Annotated in this window: 14 protein-coding genes; 10 read left to right on the forward strand and 4 right to left on the reverse strand. The window is 37.8% G+C overall.

What is annotated here, in order from left to right; all coding sequences use genetic code 11:
- The first annotated feature begins 20 nt into the window (after positions 1-20).
- From IEX65_RS21930 to IEX65_RS21940, 3 genes are all read left to right on the forward strand, one after another.
- Entirely contained in the window at positions 21-2,417 is a 2,397-nt protein-coding gene (locus tag IEX65_RS21930) for a peptidylprolyl isomerase (protein ID WP_188769343.1), read from the forward strand.
- Positions 2,418-2,496: 79 nt separating this feature from the next.
- Positions 2,497-3,843, forward strand: coding sequence for a foldase protein PrsA (locus tag IEX65_RS21935; RefSeq protein WP_188769345.1), 1,347 nt, complete (start codon positions 2,497-2,499; stop codon positions 3,841-3,843).
- A 148-nt stretch (positions 3,844-3,991) separates the two neighbouring features.
- A complete protein-coding gene (locus IEX65_RS21940) occupies positions 3,992-4,963 on the forward strand; it encodes an AAA family ATPase (RefSeq protein ID WP_188769347.1) in 972 nt (323 codons plus the stop codon).
- A gap of 156 nt (positions 4,964-5,119) precedes the next feature.
- Here the strand turns inward: IEX65_RS21940 and IEX65_RS21945 are convergent, their stop codons facing one another.
- Together IEX65_RS21945 and IEX65_RS21950 are read right to left on the reverse strand one after the other, a co-directional pair.
- Positions 5,120-6,001, reverse strand: a complete 882-nt coding sequence (locus tag IEX65_RS21945; RefSeq protein ID WP_188769349.1) for a Ppx/GppA phosphatase family protein — start codon at positions 5,999-6,001, stop codon at positions 5,120-5,122.
- Positions 6,002-6,158: 157 nt separating this feature from the next.
- On the reverse strand, positions 6,159-7,778 hold the full coding sequence (locus tag IEX65_RS21950; RefSeq protein ID WP_188769351.1) for a sodium:solute symporter family transporter: 1,620 nt from the start codon (positions 7,776-7,778) through the stop codon (positions 6,159-6,161).
- 216 nt (positions 7,779-7,994) lie between these two features.
- Between IEX65_RS21950 and IEX65_RS21955 the strand changes: the two genes are divergently transcribed.
- On the forward strand, positions 7,995-9,251 hold the full coding sequence (locus tag IEX65_RS21955; protein ID WP_188769353.1) for a sensor histidine kinase: 1,257 nt from the start codon (positions 7,995-7,997) through the stop codon (positions 9,249-9,251).
- Positions 9,252-9,428: 177 nt separating this feature from the next.
- Positions 9,429-10,112, forward strand: coding sequence for a response regulator transcription factor (locus IEX65_RS21960; RefSeq protein ID WP_188769354.1), 684 nt, complete (start codon positions 9,429-9,431; stop codon positions 10,110-10,112).
- Positions 10,113-10,232: 120 nt separating this feature from the next.
- On the opposite strand, the gene IEX65_RS21965 is transcribed toward IEX65_RS21960, so the two are convergent.
- On the reverse strand, positions 10,233-10,691 hold the full coding sequence (locus IEX65_RS21965; protein WP_188769356.1) for an Lrp/AsnC family transcriptional regulator: 459 nt from the start codon (positions 10,689-10,691) through the stop codon (positions 10,233-10,235).
- 292 nt (positions 10,692-10,983) lie between these two features.
- On the opposite strand from IEX65_RS21965, the gene ald reads away from it, so the two are divergent.
- The 5 genes from ald (at position 10,984) to IEX65_RS21990 (ending at position 17,051) form a co-directional block, all read left to right on the forward strand.
- A complete protein-coding gene (gene ald, locus IEX65_RS21970; RefSeq protein ID WP_188769358.1) occupies positions 10,984-12,099 on the forward strand; it encodes an alanine dehydrogenase in 1,116 nt (371 codons plus the stop codon).
- A 116-nt stretch (positions 12,100-12,215) separates the two neighbouring features.
- Positions 12,216-12,848: a ribonuclease H1 domain-containing protein gene (locus IEX65_RS21975; RefSeq protein WP_188769360.1), complete on the forward strand. Its 633-nt coding sequence runs from the start codon at positions 12,216-12,218 to the stop codon at positions 12,846-12,848.
- An 87-nt stretch (positions 12,849-12,935) separates the two neighbouring features.
- A complete protein-coding gene (locus tag IEX65_RS21980) occupies positions 12,936-13,646 on the forward strand; it encodes a tRNA1(Val) (adenine(37)-N6)-methyltransferase (protein WP_188769362.1) in 711 nt (236 codons plus the stop codon).
- 49 nt (positions 13,647-13,695) lie between these two features.
- On the forward strand, positions 13,696-14,655 hold the full coding sequence (locus IEX65_RS21985; protein WP_188769364.1) for a glycosyltransferase family 2 protein: 960 nt from the start codon (positions 13,696-13,698) through the stop codon (positions 14,653-14,655).
- A 65-nt stretch (positions 14,656-14,720) separates the two neighbouring features.
- Positions 14,721-17,051, forward strand: coding sequence for a penicillin-binding protein 1A (locus tag IEX65_RS21990; RefSeq protein WP_188769374.1), 2,331 nt, complete (start codon positions 14,721-14,723; stop codon positions 17,049-17,051).
- A gap of 8 nt (positions 17,052-17,059) precedes the next feature.
- On the opposite strand, the gene IEX65_RS21995 is transcribed toward IEX65_RS21990, so the two are convergent.
- Positions 17,060-19,723 (reverse strand): carboxypeptidase-like regulatory domain-containing protein, encoded by a 2,664-nt coding sequence (locus IEX65_RS21995; RefSeq protein WP_188769376.1) that lies wholly within the window; start codon positions 19,721-19,723, stop codon positions 17,060-17,062.
- Positions 19,724-19,732: the final 9 nt, after the last annotated feature.

Raw genomic sequence — 19,732 nt, forward strand, 5'->3', positions numbered from 1 at the left:
GATGATTGTTTTATGCTTTTATGAAGAAATACAATAAATATATATATATAACATTAGTTTTTATTCAGTTAGCTTGCCAAGTAGCAAAAAAGCCTCTACCAAAAACTAATCAACAAACAAGTTCAAAGCCTACTGAAGATGTTTTCTCGATTCCTACAACATCAGCTCCAGCAGCCAGTAGCCAACCAGTAGTAGCAGCGAAGCCTGAACCTGTTGCTATAATAGTAGGAACCAATGAATTAAAAACTGCCGATTTAAAATCTGCCTTTGAAAATCAAATATCAGAAGATACACTAACGTCCGAAGCCTTTTTAGAACAAGTTATTAATGACCAACGAATCATTGCTGATGCTCAGAAAAGAGGATACGATAAGACAGATGCTTTCAAAGAAGAAATAGAAGGATACCGTGGAATGTTGGCCGAGTCTTATCTGACCGATAGCACAACAATCAAGAATTTGTTGAAAGAGACTTATACTTGGATGAAAGAAGAAGTTCGTGCAGCTCACATTATGTACCAGCTTTCTGAATTTGCCGACCCTACCGATACCCTCGCCATTTATAACAAGCTCATAGATATACGTAATAAAGCTTTGGCTGGTGAAGACTTTGCGGCTTTAGCTCAGCAATTCTCACAAGACAAAAAATCGAATAGCATCGGAGGCGACTTAGGTTGGTTTAGAGCCATGCGTTTTCTGTATCCACTCGAAAAAGCCGCTTACACAACCCCCATTGGACAGGTTTCTATGCCTGTTCGTACCAAAGGTGGTTATCATTTAATCAAAGTATTAGACCGTCGTCCATACAGCGGAAGCGTATTGGTTCAGCATATCCTAAAAATAGTACCTACAAATGCTACTGAAGCCGAAAGCTTAAAAGCAAAAGCTACGCTTGATTCGCTTTATAATGTTATTAAGAATGGCGAAAGTTTTGAAGATATTTGCAAAAAATATTCTGATGACACAAAATACAGAAACTTCGGTGGATTTTTACCTGCTTTTGGTATCGGCGGAAGAGAAGAAGTAGCTTTTGAACAAGCCGCATTTGCTTTGCAAGAAGGCGAGGTTTCAAAACCTGTTCGTACGGCTATCGGTTGGCATTTGATAAAGCTCTCTAAGAAAATTCCTTTAGAGTCTTTTGAAGAAGCTTCGGTAAAATTGAAAGACAAAATCGTAACAGACTCCAGAGGTGATGTTGTGCGAGAAAACACACTCAATAAACTGAAAAGACAAATGAAGTTTGTTGAAGACGAAGGTGTTGTAAAAAAGGCTTTCGCAGCGGCTGATACTAATATCTTGATAAAGAAATGGAATTATGCCATCAACGATGAACTTGTTGGTAAAACTATTTTTAGTATTGGCTCAAAAAATTATCCAACGAAAACGTTTTTTGACTTTGCAGTTGACCACCAAACTTTCGAACGAATTCCCACAGGATATACTCCTACAATGGTGATGCGTAGTTTTTACAAGAAATTTGTAGAAAATACCGTAAAATCTTATGCCGAAGCAAACCTCGAAGAACTAAATCCTGAGTTTAAGGTGTTGATGAATGAGTACAGTACAAGTTTATTGAAGATGGAATTACTCAATGATTTAGTTTATGAGAAATCAACTTCAGATACTACTGGTCAACGCTTGTTTTACGAGAAAAACAAAGAAAGATATCAAATGCCAGAGCGAGTTTTGGCAACGGTAATTGCGTCGAAAGATGCCAAAACAGTTTATCAAGTAAAAGAAGTTTTTGAAAAAGGAAAACCATATAACTTGAAGCGTCTATACCGCACACCGTTATATTATCTCAAAAATTTAAGCGAACTTACTCCTGAACATAAACGCATCTTGGTTAATATCCTTGATATTATGCGTAAAAATAAAGGTTATGTGGTTGAAATAGGCGGCTATGCTGACCAACACGAAGAAGATAATATTTCGGCCGAACGTTTGGAAAAAGCCAAAGCATATTTAGTTACAAATGGGCTTTCAATTGAGCGAATTATCGAAAACGATTACGCCAAAACCAAACAAGCCGACAAATTTGATTGGGCAAAAAACCAACGAGTAGCTTTCTCGTTTTATAGCAATAGTAAAAAGGATGTCGAGAAAGTATTTAATGCCAAAGACCCTAATAATGTGATTATTGAAGACGGGTACTTCAAAAAGGGTGATAACAAATATGTTGATATTGCTAAGTGGGAAGTTGGAAAACAATCGGTTGTGAAAGATGGCTTATTTGCCGATGTAATAATTGAACAAGTAGAGCCAGCAAGATATAAAACACTAAGAGAGTGTAGAGGACAAGTGTTGGTCGAATACCAAAAATACCTTGAAGCTCAGTTTAAAGCTGACTTGAAAAATAAATACCCTGTAAAACTGAATGAAGAAGAAATTCAGAAAGCAATTGGTATTAAAAAATAATAAATCACTCGTAGAGACGTATGCAAATACGTCTTTGATGGGTTTAAACGTTGACTATTAAAGTATCCAAATAAATAAAATGTTAAAGAAATTATTCCTATTGATTTGCCTTCCGATGTTGGCATTGGCACAAGAAGCCCCTATCAACATTGACCGTATCGTAGCCAAGGTTGACAACTATATTATTCTTCGCTCAGAAGTAGAGCAGTTGTATCTTCGTGGTGTACAGCAGCAACAACCAGTGAGCAAATGTCAAGCTTTAGAAAGCATGGTTGTAAATAAACTCTTGGTTGCAAAAGCCGAAATTGACTCGGTTTATGTGGAAGATAAAGATGTTGATGCTCAACTCACGGCTCGTATGCAGCAAATGATTCAGCTATATGGCAATGAAAAAAATATCGTTGAGCAGTTTGGTAAGTCACTCGAAACTTTGAAAAGCGAGGTGCGTTCGCAAGTAAAAGAGCAACTTACAGCTCAAAAAATGCAAGGAAAAATCACCGAAAACCTGAAAATTACGCCTAACGAAGTTAAGAAATTCTTCAATCGTATTCCGAAAGACAGTATTCCAGAAATCCCGACCGAAGTAGAGTTGGCTCATATTGTTCGTTTAGCAAAAGTTACAAAGGCTCAAAAAGATGAATTATCCGAAAGGTTACTTGACTATAAACGACGTGTTTTAGCAGGAGAAAAATTTGAAGATTTGGCCAAAGAATATTCTGAAGACCCAGGTTCTCGCCAGTTTGGTGGTGATTTAGGTTGGTCGAAGCGTGGAGCAATGGTACCACAGTTTGAAGCATCTGCCATGAAATTGAAACCTAACGAAATCTCCGATGTTGTTGAGTCGGATTTTGGTTTACACTTAATTCAAACCCTCGAACTTCGTGGACAAGAATTTCATGCTCGTCATATTCTTTTACGTCCTGATTATAACCGTTTAGATGTAACTGACGCTACACATTTCTTAGACAGTATTCGCACCGAAATCGTAAAAGACAGTATCAAGTTTGAGAAAGCTGCCAAAGATTTCTCAGATGATAAGCAAACCCAAGATGGTGGCGGAATTTTGATGGATCCCCAGACTGGTTCAAGTAAAATGCCTTTGGATGAATCGATGGACCCAACACTCTATTTTACAATTGATACTATGAAAGTTGGCACGATTACTGCACCTTTGCCATACAGAAGCGAAGACGGTAAAACAGGTGTTAGAATCATTTATTACAAAGCAAAGCACGCTCCACATAAAGCCAGTTTGCAAGATGATTTTGAGAAACTCAAGGATTTTGCAATGATGGAAAAACGAAATGTAGAGATAGAAAAGTGGTTCAAAAAAGCAACTGCTGATGTATATATCAAAATTGACCCAGAGTTTGAGTCTTGTAATATATTTGGGAAAGACCGTATAAGTGGAGGAGTAGAGTATTAGAAAATTAAGAATGTAGAATTAAGAATTAAGAATTGTGAATTATGATTTTTAGTTCAAGATTGTTTTTTGCATAAATTTTTGATAATCAATAATTTAAAAACTGTCGTCTTGTGGTCTATTGACTATCGACTTTTTGAAAAATCCATAAATGAGCAAAGTTAAATTTACTTCGGACGTAGAAGCTGCAGATGCCCTCAAAGTGGCATTTAATCAATTACAAACAGAAATCGGACAGGTGATTGTCGGACAAGACGAAACCGTTCGTTTACTCCTAACAGCCATTTTTTGTCAAGGTCACTGTCTATTGGTTGGTGTACCGGGTCTTGCCAAAACCTTATTGATTCAAACAATAGCTTCTGCACTTGATTTGGACTTTAACCGTATTCAGTTTACGCCCGACTTAATGCCATCTGATATTTTGGGTTCCGAAACCCTTGATAATGAGCGTAATTTCCGTTTTATCAAAGGCCCAGTATTTGCTAATATCGTTTTGGCCGATGAAATTAACCGTACGCCACCTAAAACTCAATCAGCTTTGCTCGAAGCCATGCAAGAGTTTGCAGTAACAGTTGGCGGAACAAAGCACAGTATTGGTCGCCCATTTTTCGTATTGGCTACTCAAAACCCAATCGAACAAGAAGGTACATACCCATTGCCAGAAGCACAACTCGACCGTTTTATGTTTATGGTAACGCTCGATTATCCTTCATACAAGCAAGAGCTTGATATTGTTAAGAATACAACTTCAGACCGCAAAACTACTGTCAATAAAGTGCTTACGGGCGAAGAAATTTTATACTTTCAGCACTTGGTGCGTCGTGTGCCAGTGCCAGATAACGTGGTTGAATATGCCGTTGGATTAGTTCACAAAACCCGCCCAAATTCAGAAATGGCATCAGCCGAAACCAATAAATATTTAGAGTGGGGTGCAGGCCCAAGAGCTTCTCAGAACCTAATCTTAGGTGCAAAGTGTAATGCCCTGATCAATGGTAAATACTCGCCTGATATTGAAGATGTGAAAGCCGTAGCAGTATCGGTGCTTCGTCATCGTTTAGTAAGAAACTTCAAGGCTGAGGCGGAGAATATTTCAGTAGAAGAAATTATCAAGAAAATGTTATAAGAATTTATTTAAGGTTTAACGCACAAGAAAGCTCAATGACGAAAGTTGTTGAGTTTTTTTGTTCCTTTTCATGAAAGTTTATTTGTTGAAAAGTTGTTCTTTGAAATAAAAAAACTCAATGACTATTTCATTGAGTTTTTGCTATAAATCCTCGTTTTATTCTTCATTCATTAAAGTCTCATAAACGAGCATCAAAATGCCATCTTTCAGACCTAAATCAGGCACCATTATTTCGGTTGCACCAGCCCATTTCATTACCGAAATGTAAATATCTGATGCAGGAACAATGACATCAGCACGGTCGGCGTTGAGTTGGAGCTTATTCATACGTTCTTCCAAACTAAATTTTTCGATGTAGTTACGCATTTTTTCAAGGTCTTTCAGGCTGGCTTTATTTTCTTTTTTGTTTTCAATCATATTGAAAAGCTTCGAAATATTGCCACCTGTACCTACTGCAATCACACTTTCGTGGCTTGGAATATTGGTGTTTACCCACGTTTGCATTTTTTTCCATACATCGGGTGCTTCTTTGTGTTCGAGCAGACGTACCGACCCAATTTTAAATGATTTTGCCGCAATTTTATGGTGCCCTCTATAGATATTTAATTCTGTGCTACCACCGCCCACGTCGATATGCAAATAGGTGCGGTCGTCGTCGAGTACGGTTACAATCACATTATTAATTAACTCTGCTTCTTGCTCGCCTTCAATCAGATGAATTTCCATGCCGAGTTCATTATGAATTCTCTCAACAATGCTTGCACCATTTTCGGCTTCACGCATGGCACTTGTAGCACAAATCATGTAGGCATCTACTTCGTGGAGTTCCATTAAGAGTTGATACGCCTGTAAAAGTTTTTTTATACGGGCCTCGCTTGCGTGCGAAATACTACCCGAATTGAATACATCCATACCCAAACGTAGAGCAAAACGCACGTATTCAACCTTTTTGAAGCTAATTTTATTTTTGTTGGTCAATACCGACGAAATCTGCATTCGGGCAGCATTTGAACCAATATCTATTGCGGCAATTTTCATAACCCATATCCCCCAAAGGTGGATTTTAAATTGAATGTATTAATTTCTGCAAAAGTAGCGATTTCGTTTTAAAATAAGTGGATAAATAAAAAAGGTACTGCAATTTCTCGCAGTACCGATTTAGAATGTTTTTTTATTAATAGTTTAGCTTGAAATCTTACCAGAAATATGAGTATAAGAAAACGATTGTAATAATAACAATAGTGGCTCCGATGGTGAAACTTCTTGATGGTTTAAACATCGAAGTATCAATTTCAAGGCCTTTCTTTTCGTCGGGTAAAACCAAACTCAATACAAACATTACGGCAATACAAATAACGAATACCCAACCCATACGGTCAAGGAATGGAATTGTACTCCAATCTGCTCCTGGGAGCCAGTTGTTGTGCATCGATAAGGCAATCAAGAAGCCACCCACGATAGCGAAAAATGCACCTGCCGAATTGGTTTTTTTCCAGAAAAAGCCCATAATAAATGCAGCAAAAATACCTGGAGAAAGTAAACCAGTCATTTCTTGAATGAATTGGAAACCACCTTTTTTCTCAATTCCCATAAACGGAGAAATTACAATCGCTAAAATCATGGCAATCACGATTACAATTCTACCTACTACAACGAGTTTTTTCTCGCTCATATCTTTAGCAAAATATGGCTTGAAAACATCTAAAGTGAAGATTGTCGAAATACTATTGGCTTTACCCGCCAATGAAGCCACAACCGCCGCTGTAAGTGCTGCAAACGAAAGTCCCTTTAAGCCAACAGGTAGGAGATTCAACAAAACAGGGTAAGCTCTATCTTGGTTAAAAGTGCCATCTACACCCAACATTTCTTGTTGGAACATACCTTTTTGGTACAAAGCATAAGCTGCAATACCTGGAAGCGTTACGATTACAGGCATCAATAATTTTAAGAATGCTGCAAACAATAGGCCATTACGAGCGGTGTCGAGGTCGGCACCCAAAGCACGTTGAGTAATGTATTGATTACAACCCCAGTAGTTAAGGTTTACAATCCACATACCACCAAATAACACCGTCAGACCCGGAAGTGACATATAATTTGGATTTCCTTTCGGGTAAATCATGTGGAAGTGGTCGTCGTGGTTCTGAGTCATTAATTTAAAACCATTTGTCAAACCTTCCATACCGTATTTGTCAGAAACCAACGTTACGGCCAGATAAGTAGCCGCCAAACCTCCAATTACCAAGAAAAACACCTGAATTACATCGGTAAAACCAATTACTTTCATACCACCGATGGTGATAATAATAGCAAAAACTGCCAAGAAAACCATACAAGAATAAAAATCTAAACCCGAAATACCCGAAACGGCCAATGCTCCTAAATATAGAATTGAGGTTAGATTTACCATGATATAAAGCAATAACCAAAAGATTGCCATAATCAAACTCACAGTTTTGTTGTAGCGTTGGCTCAAAAACTGCGGCATGGTTGAGATATTATTTTTCAAGTAAATAGGCATGAAGAAAACTGCAACGATAATTAAGGTAGCAGCTGCCATCCACTCATAAGTTGAGATACCCAAGCCCATCGAAAACCCATTGCCCGACATACCAATCATTTGCTCGGCTGAGATATTTGAAGCAATCAATGAGGCTCCAATTGCCCACCAAGTAAGCGAGCCTTCGGCCAAGAAAAAGTCTTTGGTTGAAGTTTGAGCCGATTTCTTTTTGTTATAAATCCAGTAGCCGTAGCCTGCAACAATGATAAAATAAAATAGAAAAACTAAGTAGTCAAGTGTTTGTAGTTTTTGCATATTGCTTAGGGTTAATTAATAAGTGTCAAAAGTACATTTTTAGATTTGGTTAAACAAATTAAGAGATAAAATTTGCTTTTTCAAAGAAAAATCATGGTTTTTAAAGGAATATGCCGTTGCCAAATGATTGTCCGTTCAATAAGAATTTTACAAACAATACTTATTTTTTTGTTATGAAGTAAGATTTAGCTATTTTTACGAAAAAACTGTCCCGTTTTGAATAGAAATACAATCAGACTTCTGGTTTTACTCGGTACGCTTTCGATTACGGGAATTATTGCTGTGCAGGCCTACTGGGTAAAACGTGCTTTCGACTTAAAAGAACAACAATTTAGACAGACCGTCATGATTTCGCTGCGAAACGTAGCGAACAGAATCTCTACGCTTTATAAACTCTCGAAATTCGATAACCCAGTTACGCAACTTTCTTCTGATTATTACGTAGCCAATCTACGAGTGCCACTTGATGCCGATGTGCTGGAGCATTACTTGAAAGAAGAGTTCAAGAAGCAAAATCTCAATACGCCTTTTGAATATGGTATCTATGACTGTGAAAGCGAAAAAATCGTTTACGGCTCTTATATTGATTCAGATTTCGAGACAAGTACTGTTTCGACCAAACCTTTACCGAAAACTGACAAATATCTCAATTATTTTGGTGTAAGATTTCCGAGCAAAACCAGTTATTTGGCCAGCAGGCTCGATATTTGGCTCATTTCTTCGTTGATTACACTCATTGTTACGGTATTTTTTGGCTACGCAATGTTTGTTATTTTACGTCAAAAACGCCTCAGTGAAGTACAGCGTGACTTTGTGAATAACATGACACACGAGTTTCAGACACCTATTTCGACGATTCGTATCGCTACCGATGTTTTGAGTCAGCCTAAAATAATGGAACAACCTGAGCGTTTGAAAAAATACGTTCAGATTATTCGTCAAGAAAATAATCGTCTTAAAACGCAAGTCGAAACGGTACTGAATACTGCCCGTTTGGAGCGAGGTAAAATGCAACTTGATATTCAATTGCAAGAATTACACAGTTTAATAAATGAAGTAACCGAAGGTGTGCAAGCCGAACTGGAAGATTGTTTGAAAATAGAGCTAAATGCTACAAAATCAAGTATTTATGCCGACCGAACGCAGTTAGTGAGTTTGATTAGAAACTTGCTCGAAAATGCCATTAAATATTCGCCAAAACCACCACGTATTACGATTCGTACCGAAAACACAGACGATTCATTGATGTTTTCGGTAATTGATAATGGCATCGGTATTCCGAAAGAAAGTTTAGAGAAAATATTTAAGAAATTTTATCGTGTACCAACTGGTAATTTGCACAATGTTAAGGGCTTTGGATTGGGGCTAAGCTATGTTAGCGAAATAATTAAAGCACACAAATGGCAAATAAAAGTAGAGAGCGAAGTAGGGCAGGGCAGCACTTTTAAAGTAATTATGAAACAAGAAAATTAGTTATTGGCTGACTGGTTACGGAGAAACCTGTTATTAGTTATTAGAAAACTGTGGAGATGTGTAAGTAATACCTCTGCAATGAATCATTTACTGATAATCATTAGAGTTTCTCTGTAGTTTTAAATTATGTTTTTTGACCAGTTTCCCAATAACTCATTCCCCAATAACTATTCAACAATGCCTAAAATCTTATATGTAGAAGACGACCCAAATTTGGGGTTTGTAACAAAAGATAATCTCGAACTCGAAGGCTATGACATCGTGCATTTCCAAGATGGCAAAGAAGCATGGAAGAGTTTTAGTAAAGATAAATATGACCTTTGTTTACTCGATGTGATGTTGCCTGAATTAGATGGCTTCTCTTTAGCCGAAAAAATCAGGAAGCAAAATCAGCAAGTGCCAATTATTTTTCTTACTGCCAAAACTATGCAAGAAGACCGCATTGCAGGTTTGAAAATAGGTGGCGATGATTATGTGACGAAGCCCTTCAGTATTGAAGAGTTGTGTCTTAGAATAAAGATTTTTCTGAAACGTAAAGAGGTTTCAAAAGACCCAATTCAGGGCCTTACAGCATGGAAAGTGGGTTTATATGATTTCAACTATCAAGAGCTTAGCTTAAAATCTCCATCAAAAACTGAGCAACTTACGCACCGAGAGGCAGAAGTATTGAAGTTTCTGTGCGAACGCAAAAATCAAGTCATTAAGCGTGATGAAATCTTAACGGCTATTTGGGGGCGTGACGATTATTTCTTGGGGCGTAGCCTCGACGTATTCGTGACTCGCCTAAGAAAAATGCTCGCCGAAGACCCTTCAATCAAAATCGAAAACGTACACGGAATCGGATTTAGATTTGCGTGTTGACTTTTTAATGTTTGATGTTTAATGATGAATGCTTGATGAGAGTCCGCCCGTGCGGTATTTTTGATGTGATTTCTTTTTTGGGAACTCAGAAGTTGGAAAAGTTTTTCTAAACATCAAACATCAAATCGGCAAAACGGTTGTGCTTTTTACTTCCGACATCACAAAAAAACTGTGTATCAACGAAACACCCGATAGTACCGATAATTTTTGTTGGTGAAACTGATGATAGCTTTCCATATCAGGCACAACGATTTTGAGCATATAATCAAAACTACCAGACACAAAATTACATTCTACTACTTCGGGCAGATTCATAATTGATTGATTGAAACCCTCAGAGGTATCGTGGGTTTGCTTAATGAGTGTAACTTGACAGTAAACCGTCAGGTTCTGCCCCAATTTCTTTTTATTTAAAATCGTTACGTATTTCTCAATAATTCCTTCTTGTTGCAAACGTTTCACACGGTCGTGAACGGGCGTGAGTGAAAGGTTTATCTGCTGTGCAATATCTTTTAGGGTTAGGTGTGCATCTTCTTGCAGTAATCTGAGGATTTTCTTATCAGTTTCGTCGAGTATCATAATATTTAATGAGTTAATGCTTATCAGGGCTTAATATAATTTGATGCTGATAATTTAGCACAGAATTTTTTTCTTTTCAGAACTTCTAAAATACATGTTATTAGAAGTAATTTCCTTAAAATTAATAATTTTCATGAAATAATTCTTATTTTTTCAAATATATCAATAATATTTTCTTTATATACTAATTTTGTGGTGCAATTATACTTCATCATAAAAAAATATACTTCTCCGCTATGGTTCTGCCGTAGCGGAGAGCAATTACACTTCATCAATATAACATACCAGTATTATGATAATCGGAGTACCAAAAGAAATCAAAAACAACGAAAATCGAGTAGCACTAACTCCTGCTGGAGTAGCAGAATTGAAAAAACACGGTCACACAGTTTATGTACAAGCAACTGCTGGTATAGGTAGTGGGTTTAGTGATGCAGAGTACACACAAGCAGGTGCAACAATGCTACCGACGATTGAAGAGGTTTATGGCATTGCCGAAATGATTATCAAAGTAAAGGAGCCGATTGAGCAAGAATATAAGTTAATCAAGAAAGACCAATTACTATTCACTTATTTCCACTTTGCTTCATCTGAGCCATTGACTCATGCCATGATTGAGCGTGGTGCAGTTTGTTTGGCTTACGAAACAGTAGAAAAAACCGACCGTAGCTTGCCATTATTAGTGCCTATGTCGGAAGTTGCTGGACGTATGGCTGTGCAAGAAGGAGCAAAATACTTAGAAAAACCATCGGGTGGAAAAGGTATTTTGTTGGGAGGTGTACCGGGAGTTCCGCCAGCCAAAGTTTTGGTTTTAGGTGGTGGAATTGTAGGAACACAAGCCGCTAAAATGGCCGCTGGATTGGGTGCAAGAGTTGTGATTATGGATGTGAGTTTGCCACGTTTACGTCACTTGTCGGATATTATGCCACAAAACGTAACAACTATTATGTCGAATCATTATAATATCCGTGAAGCAATTGCCGAGGCTGATTTAGTAGTTGGTGCTGTATTGATTCCGGGTGCGAAAGCTCCACATTTGATTACTCGTGATATGTTGAAATTGATGCGTCCGGGTACGGTTGTAGTTGATGTAGCCGTTGACCAAGGTGGTTGTATCGAAACTTGTACGCCAACAACGCACGAAAACCCAACATTTATCATTGACGATATTGTACATTATTGTGTAGCAAATATGCCAGGTGCAGTACCATATACATCAACGTTAGCTCTTACGAATGCTACTTTGCCGTATGCAGTGCAGTTGGCCAATAAAGGTTGGAAAAAAGCATGTAGCGAAAACGAAGAATTGAAAAAAGGACTCAACGTAGCAAATGGTAAAGTTGTTTATAAAGGTGTTGCCGATGCGTGGGGCCTTGAATTCAACGAAGTAGAAGATATTTTAGCGTAATAGAACTTCATCACCACTAAATAAAGTATGCCTTTTCTCTGCAAAGAGGAAAGGCTTTTTTATGAATTTTTTGCAGAAATTGTTTTCAAACCCGCAAAAATCTGCAATTTTGCAAAATGGCAAAAAAACAAAAATTTTATACAGTCTGGGAAGGTCGAACAAAAGGAGTTTATGACTCGTGGGATGATTGTAAAAAGCAAGTTGAGGGAGTTCAAGGTGCAAAATACAAAGCTTTTGAGTCGAAGAGTGAAGCTGAGAAGGCTTTGGGTGAAAACTACTGGAAACATACTCAAAAAGCTGCTGAAGCAAAGCAAACTAAACTTCCAAAATCAGCTTTCCCCCCGCCCAATTTAGATTCGGTGGTGGTAGATGCTGCTTGGAATTCGGTCAAGAAAGATATGGAATACCAAGGGTTTTATCTAAAAACCAAAGAACGATTGTTTCATAAAGGGCCATTTCCGCAAGCCACTAATAATATTGGTGAGTTTTTGGCTATCGTACACGCTTTGGCTCACTTAAAAAAGCATAATTCTTCGTTACCTATTTATTCAGACTCTCGAACTGCTATTAGTTGGGTAAAAAACAAACGAGCCAATACAAAACTCGACGAATCGACTGGAAATCCTGAGATTTTTGATTTACTCGAACGTGCTGAAAAATGGCTCAAAGAAAATACATACCCGAATAAAGTGTTAAAATGGGAAACTGATTATTGGGGCGAAAATCCCGCTGATTTTGGAAGGAAATGATTTTTTAGATATGAGATATAAATTATGAGATATGAAATTCTTTATTCACTCATAATTCATAATCTCATATCTTATATCTAAATTAAAATGCCTAAAAATTCATTTACATTCAAACAATTCACGATAAACCAAGACCGCTGTGCCATGAAAGTTTGCACAGATGCGTGTATTTTGGGGGCATCGACCGACGTTGAAAATGTGAATCGAATATTAGATATTGGCACAGGAACTGGACTCTTATCGTTGATGATTGCTCAGAGAACCAACTCCCAAATTGATGCCGTAGAAATTGACGAAGATGCTTATCATCAGGCTATTATGAATGTGCAGATGAGCAAATTTGCCGAAAAAATCAGTATTCATCACCAACGGATTCAAGATTTTTCGCACACATCGAGTTTTGATTTGATAATCTCTAATCCACCGTTTTATCAGCAATCTTTAAAATCAAATGATGCGAAGGCAAATAAGGCTTTACACGCAGTTGAGCTAAGTTTCGATGATTTGATAGATTCTGTAAAAAGATTATTAAGTTCAGTAGGTAGATTTGTGGTCTTGTTGCCTCCTTTTGAGATTGAAAAATTGATACAAATAGCACAAAAAAAAGGCTTATATTTGTCAAAAAAAATGCTGATTCGTCACGATGAATCGAAGCCTATTTTTAGAGTAATTGCTACATTTCTTACTAATCAAGTACCTGATTTGGAAGAAACAACGTTAATTATTCATGAAAAAGATGGTAAAACCTACTCGAATGAATTTCGAGATTTATTGCAAGATTATTATTTGATTTTTTAAAAGCCTCGCCGATGCTCTTTTCAGTAAAAAAGGGGCTATTTCCTAATATATGAACCAACCACTGCAAATATCAATTGTTGTGCCTCTTTACAACGAAGCCGAGTCTTTACCCGAACTTCATGACTGGATTGTACGAGTGATGACTCAGCACCAATTTTCGTATGAAATATTGTTTGTTGATGATGGCAGTACCGATGAATCATGGGAGGTTATCAAGCGTTTATCTGCTAATAATCAGGCTGTTAGAGGTTTTAAGTTCACCCGAAACTATGGGAAAACCGCCGCTTTGCAAACGGCATTTATCAATACAAAAGGCGATGTGGTAATTACGATGGACGCCGACTTGCAAGACAGCCCCGATGAGATACCAGAGCTTTATCGTATGATAAAAGAAGACGGATACGATTTGGTTTCGGGATGGAAAAAGAAACGCTATGACCCAATTACGAAGACTCTACCAACGAAATTGTTCAATGGTGTATCTCGTTGGGTTTCTGGCGTGAATTTGCATGATTTTAATTGTGGTTTGAAAGCGTATAAATCGAGAGTGATAAAAAGTATCACGATTTATGGCGAAATGCACCGCAATATCCCTATTATTGCGAAGTGGAATGGCTTTAAGAAAATAGGCGAAAAAGTAGTACAACACCAAGCCCGCAAGTACGGAACCACCAAATTTGGCCTCGAACGTTTCATTTTTGGCTTTTTGGATTTGCTAACCGTTGCGTTCGTCAATAAATTTGGCCGTCGTCCGATGCACTTTTTCGGTACAATGGGCGTGCTTTCGTTTTTGATTGGTAGCCTAATGGCCATGTATTTACTTTTCGAGAAATTATACAATATTAATCAAGGTCTTCGTTATCGAAACGTAACCGACAATCCTTTGTTCTTTTTGGCATTGGTGGCTATTATTATTGGTTCGCAATTATTTTTAGCAGGATTTATCGGCGAACTTTTCGTAAAACAAAACTTTAAAAAAGACGAGTATCTGATTGAAGAACAAGTATAAAACTTATAAGGCAGCATACAAACTGCACTCATTACACCATACATACAAACACTGACCCAACAAAAATGAGATTTAACTATTTTGAACTTGCAGATGGCAAATATCGAAAGATTATTGGTAATATTTGGAAATTTACTGGTTTCGGAGTACTTGCATTTATTGTTTTTCTTGTTGCTGTTAACTTCAATTTATTTTGGCTATTTGGAAAAATGCCAAGCTCAGATGACATTGATAATCCAAACAGCGAGATTGCGTCAGAAGTGATTTCTTCTGATGGAAAAGTGATTGGCAAGTTTGCCTACGAAAACCGTAGTCCAATAGACTTCAATGAGCTTTCTCCGAATATAGTAAATGCTTTAGTAGCTACCGAAGACGTCCGTTTTACGGTTCACTCAGGTATTGATGCACGTAGTACATTGCGTGTGATTACTGGTATTTTTACTGGCCAAAGTAAGGGTGGAGGTAGTACGCTTTCGCAACAATTAGCCAAAAACCTTTTCAAACTTCGTGAAGATGATTTTTATAAAGGCCCCTTATACAATGTTCCGGGAATCCGCCAGTTGCTTATAAAAACAAAAGAATGGATTACTGCCATTAAACTCGAACGCCGCTATACAAAGCAGGAAATTATGGAGAAATACCTTAATACGGTTGAGTTTAGTAGTGGTGCTTATGGTATAAAGTCGGCCGCAAAGACTTATTTCAAAAAAGAACCAAGCGAACTCAATCCAGAAGAAGCTGCAATTTTGGTAGGAATGTGTCAAAATCCTTCAAGGTTTAACCCAAAATTTCATCCAGTAGCATCAAAAGAGCGTCGAAACATTGTATTTGACCAAATGGTAAAGTACAATAAACTTTCGCTCGAACAAGGAGAAGCTCTCAAGAAAAAGCCAGTTATCTTGAATTATTCGCCCGAAAGTCATAATTCGGGGCCAGCACCTTATTTCCGTCAATTCTTGAAGGATTGGTTGAAAGCCGAAATCGTAAAAGAAGGTTACGAAGCCAACGATATTTATACAAAAGGTTTTAAGGTTTACACGACTATCGACTCGCACATGCAGACCTACGCTGAGGAAGCTTTGCGAGAAAATATGAAAGACCAACAGAAGAAATTCTATGCTCACTGGAAAGGTAAGGGAAATCCGTGGGTGTTGGAGTCGAAAGCGAAAGAAGGGCGTTATGTAGAAATACCCAATTACATAGAAAGTATCGCAAAAACTACTGCTCGATTCAGAGAGTTGAAAACCGAGTATGATGGCGATTTGGACAAGGTATGGAGAGATATGAATAAGAAAAACAAAATGAGGGTCTTTACATGGCAAGGCGAGCGTGATACTGTGCTTTCGTCGATGGATTCGATTCGCCATTATAAGTTTTTCTTACATTCGAGTTTCTTGGCTATGGACCCTCGAAACGGGCATATTAAGGCTTGGGTAGGGGGTATCAACTACAAGCATTTCAAATACGACCACGTTTATCAAGGAAAACGTCAACCAGGTTCAACCTTCAAGCCGTTTGTTTACTGTACTGCCATTGATAATGGTTTCTCGACTTGCGAACACGTAACCGACCAACCCATAACAATTCAAGTACCAGGTGGAAGTTGGACTCCAAAAAACTCTGATGGTAAATATTCTTATCGCTCATTGACATTACGTCAAGCTTTGGGACAATCAATCAATACTGTGAGTGCTTATTTGATAAATCAGTTTAAAGCTGAGAACGTAATTAAATATGCTCATAAATTAGGTATCAAGAGTGAATTGCCAGAAGTACCTGCCATTTGTTTGGGTATTGGTGATGTTTCACTCTATGAATTGATGGCGGGGTACTGTGTTTTTGCCAATCAAGGAAAATATACCGAGCCGATTTTTGTAACCAAGATTTCGGATAAAAATGGTGAGGTAATTAAAGAGTATTATTCTGATAGTAAGGAAGTTATCAGCCAAGAAACAGCCTATAAGATGATTCACCTCATGCGTGGAGCAACACAACCAGGAGGTACGGCGATGGGCTTATCAAGATACGGAGTATTAGATGGAAACGAAGTGGCTGCCAAAACGGGTACAACTTCAAACTTCTCAGATGGTTGGTTTATGGGTATTACGCCTACGCTCGTAGCGGGCGGCTGGACAGGTGGCGACGACCCAACGATTCACTTTCGTGATATAAATCTCGGTCAAGGGGCAAGGCTTTCGATGCCAACGTGGGGCGGCTTCTTTCAGCGTGTATATGCCGATAAAACCCTTGAATACAAAAAAGGAACATTCTTGAAGCCTTCAACTGTTTCAATATCAGGCGATTGTGTATTTACAGCTGGTGAAGGTGCATATATAGATTCTACCCAAAAATATACTCCACCAACGGCCAAACCTGCCGATGATGAGTTGTTGTAGGGGGAATTTTAAAGCGGAAATCTGGCTTTAAATACGACTTGTGTTGTCCGCAAATCATAAGAAGTTTCTACATAATTGAAAGCACCATTGCTTACACTTAGAAGCGATTCGGAATTAAAAATATTTGACCCAATCGCTTCTAAGTCTATTTTTTTCTTACCTACGGTTTTTCTGAATATTATATCTGAAAATAAATTTTGAGTAGCATTAAAGTTATTGATATAAAGCTCAGTTATGATGCCAAAATACCACTTTTCAGCAGGGTTGAAGTTGAGTTTTAAATCGTGATTTTGCTGTATAATGGTGGGTTTGGGAATCTCAGAAATAATATTTTTTATGCTTGATAGCTTGTAAGCATATTCCAGTCCAAACCATTTTGAAAGGCTCGACGAAAATCTTAGGTTTGGACTAATACCATTCATAATTACCTCGGTCAAACCATTATTGATAAACTGCTGACTCTGCTGTTTAAACACATTAGTCCCTATACTAAGAGTTGTTTTTATTTTACTAAAATACTTACTCACGCTCCCGTTAAGCGACTGATTATAAGCATTATTATCTTGCTCAATGGCATTTCTTTCAACACTACCATTCGGATTGATTATGTTAGTAAAAAGCAAGTTGTTTTCTCGAAAAGAATAGCTGTAAGTAAACGAAGCAAAAGTAGAATTTACGGGATTTCGGTAATTGATTCCTGCTGAAGTCGAATAAGAGCTGGTTTGTAATAAAGGTACATTCATACGCTTAATTTCTCGGTAGGTTGTCAGCAAATAGCCATAATACATTTGATTTATATCGCCAAAACTATTGCTCTTACTGGCAGAAGTGTTGATTGTTAGGTAATTATTCAAATCATAGTTAAGACCGAGACGAGGTTCGAAGGTCAAACGATTGAGGTTTTCGGATTTACTAAGGGCAGCATCTTCAATGGCGAAACGTCTAAAATTGAGTAGAGTCGAAAGGTTAATATTAAGTTTTTGTTTACGGTAGCGGCTTTGTAGATGCACATAATACTTTTGATTGAGCCAGTTTAAATTATTTCGAAATTCTCCGCTCTCAACTGAACGAGTTTTGATTAAATTTTGAAGTAAAATATCACTTTCTAACGCCTGCTTCTCAACCAAAAAGCCCAATTGGGTATCAAACGAAAATCCTTTCAATGATTTTAGGTATTGCACCGAATTTTCGGTAAAAAAACTCGACTGCAAAACATTTTGCTGGATGTCTTGAATAAATTTATCGGCATTAAGCAAGGTAGCAAACGGCACAGGGGAAACGCTTAATTGCTGTGGTTTTCGCTCAAGACTAATGCTTGAATTTAAGGTAAGCAGTGATTTACCAACCTTAAAAAAATCTTTGTAATTATTAGAAAGAGTATAGAACGGCACGCTTACCTGCTGAATAATTGTCCCGTTGGTATTCCTAAGGATTCCTGTTTGACTATCCCAGTAGGCTTTTATTTGTAGGCTGTTTTTTAGGTATTTTCCTGCTGAGTTTTTTTGTAGTGTAAAATCGGTTTTCAGATTATTGAAATACAAATCATTTCGCTTATTTTCCAAGAGCGTAATACTATCGGCTTCCGAACCGAAAAAGGTTGTTTTGGTATAGCCAGTTTGCAGTTGAACATCGTTTGTATAGTCACCGATTAGGCGGAGTTCGAGGTTGTTTTTTAGTTTTTTTAGTATGTTTATGCTTCCAATGTGGCTATTGTTATTGAGCCAGCGATTTTCTTTGAATGCTGGATTCGTCAACTTTTGAATTCCCACCCAATCTTGTTTGTTTTCAATGCCCGATTCTCCTCTGTAAACGCCTGGAGTGAGTCGCACGAGTTGTGAAGCACTATTTCTTCCTACATTATTAGTTTGATAAGTGGCCAAAAACTGGGTGTTTTTTGTGAAAAGCATGGGGGTAATATTTACATCCCGAAGTAAATATGCTGGGTCAATGCCAGCCCCCAAAGACACTTGGCCAGTTGTGGTGATATTCTTTTTGAGTTTGAGATTTAAGGCCGCCTTTTCGGAGTGAACTACACCATTGAGCATTCTGACGGGTTGGTGGTTTTCTAAGATTTCAACATCCGTAACGGCTTCTACGTTTAGGTTTTCGTTGGCGAGTTTATAGCGTCCTTCGAGCAAATCCATGCCTTCGATGTAGTATTTATTGATGGGTTCGCCTTGATACAAAATCTGACCGTTGGGACTCACCTCAATACCTGGTAGTTTTTTGATAATATCGGCAATTACACGGTCGTTTTTATCTTTAAATGCCGAAACTGCATAAGAAAGCGTATCACCGTATTTTTTGATGGGGTCGGGTTTTACTTTTACTTCTTTCAGCTCAATCGAAGATTCTTCTAATTCAAAATTGATGCTTTGGTTTTTATTGGCAATATTGATGCGTTGGGCTGCGTAGCCGAGCATTTTTATATTTAGCGTTAGCGAATCTGCATTTGCATTGCTTTTGATTTCATATTGCCCCGAAGGTTTACTCATACCATAACCAATCGTAATTTCGGTATTGAGTTTATTGACCGTGATAATGGCATTTGATAAGGCTTTGTTTTGAGCCTTATCACTCACTTTTCCTGTGATGATTGTTTGGGAGAAAGAGACCTGACCAAAGGGAAAAACGAGTATAATTGTTAGACAGTAATAAAAACTCTTTTTCATGGTCGTGCT

Source organism: Emticicia aquatilis, assembly GCF_014644295.1.
Taxonomy (GTDB): domain Bacteria; phylum Bacteroidota; class Bacteroidia; order Cytophagales; family Spirosomataceae; genus Emticicia; species Emticicia aquatilis.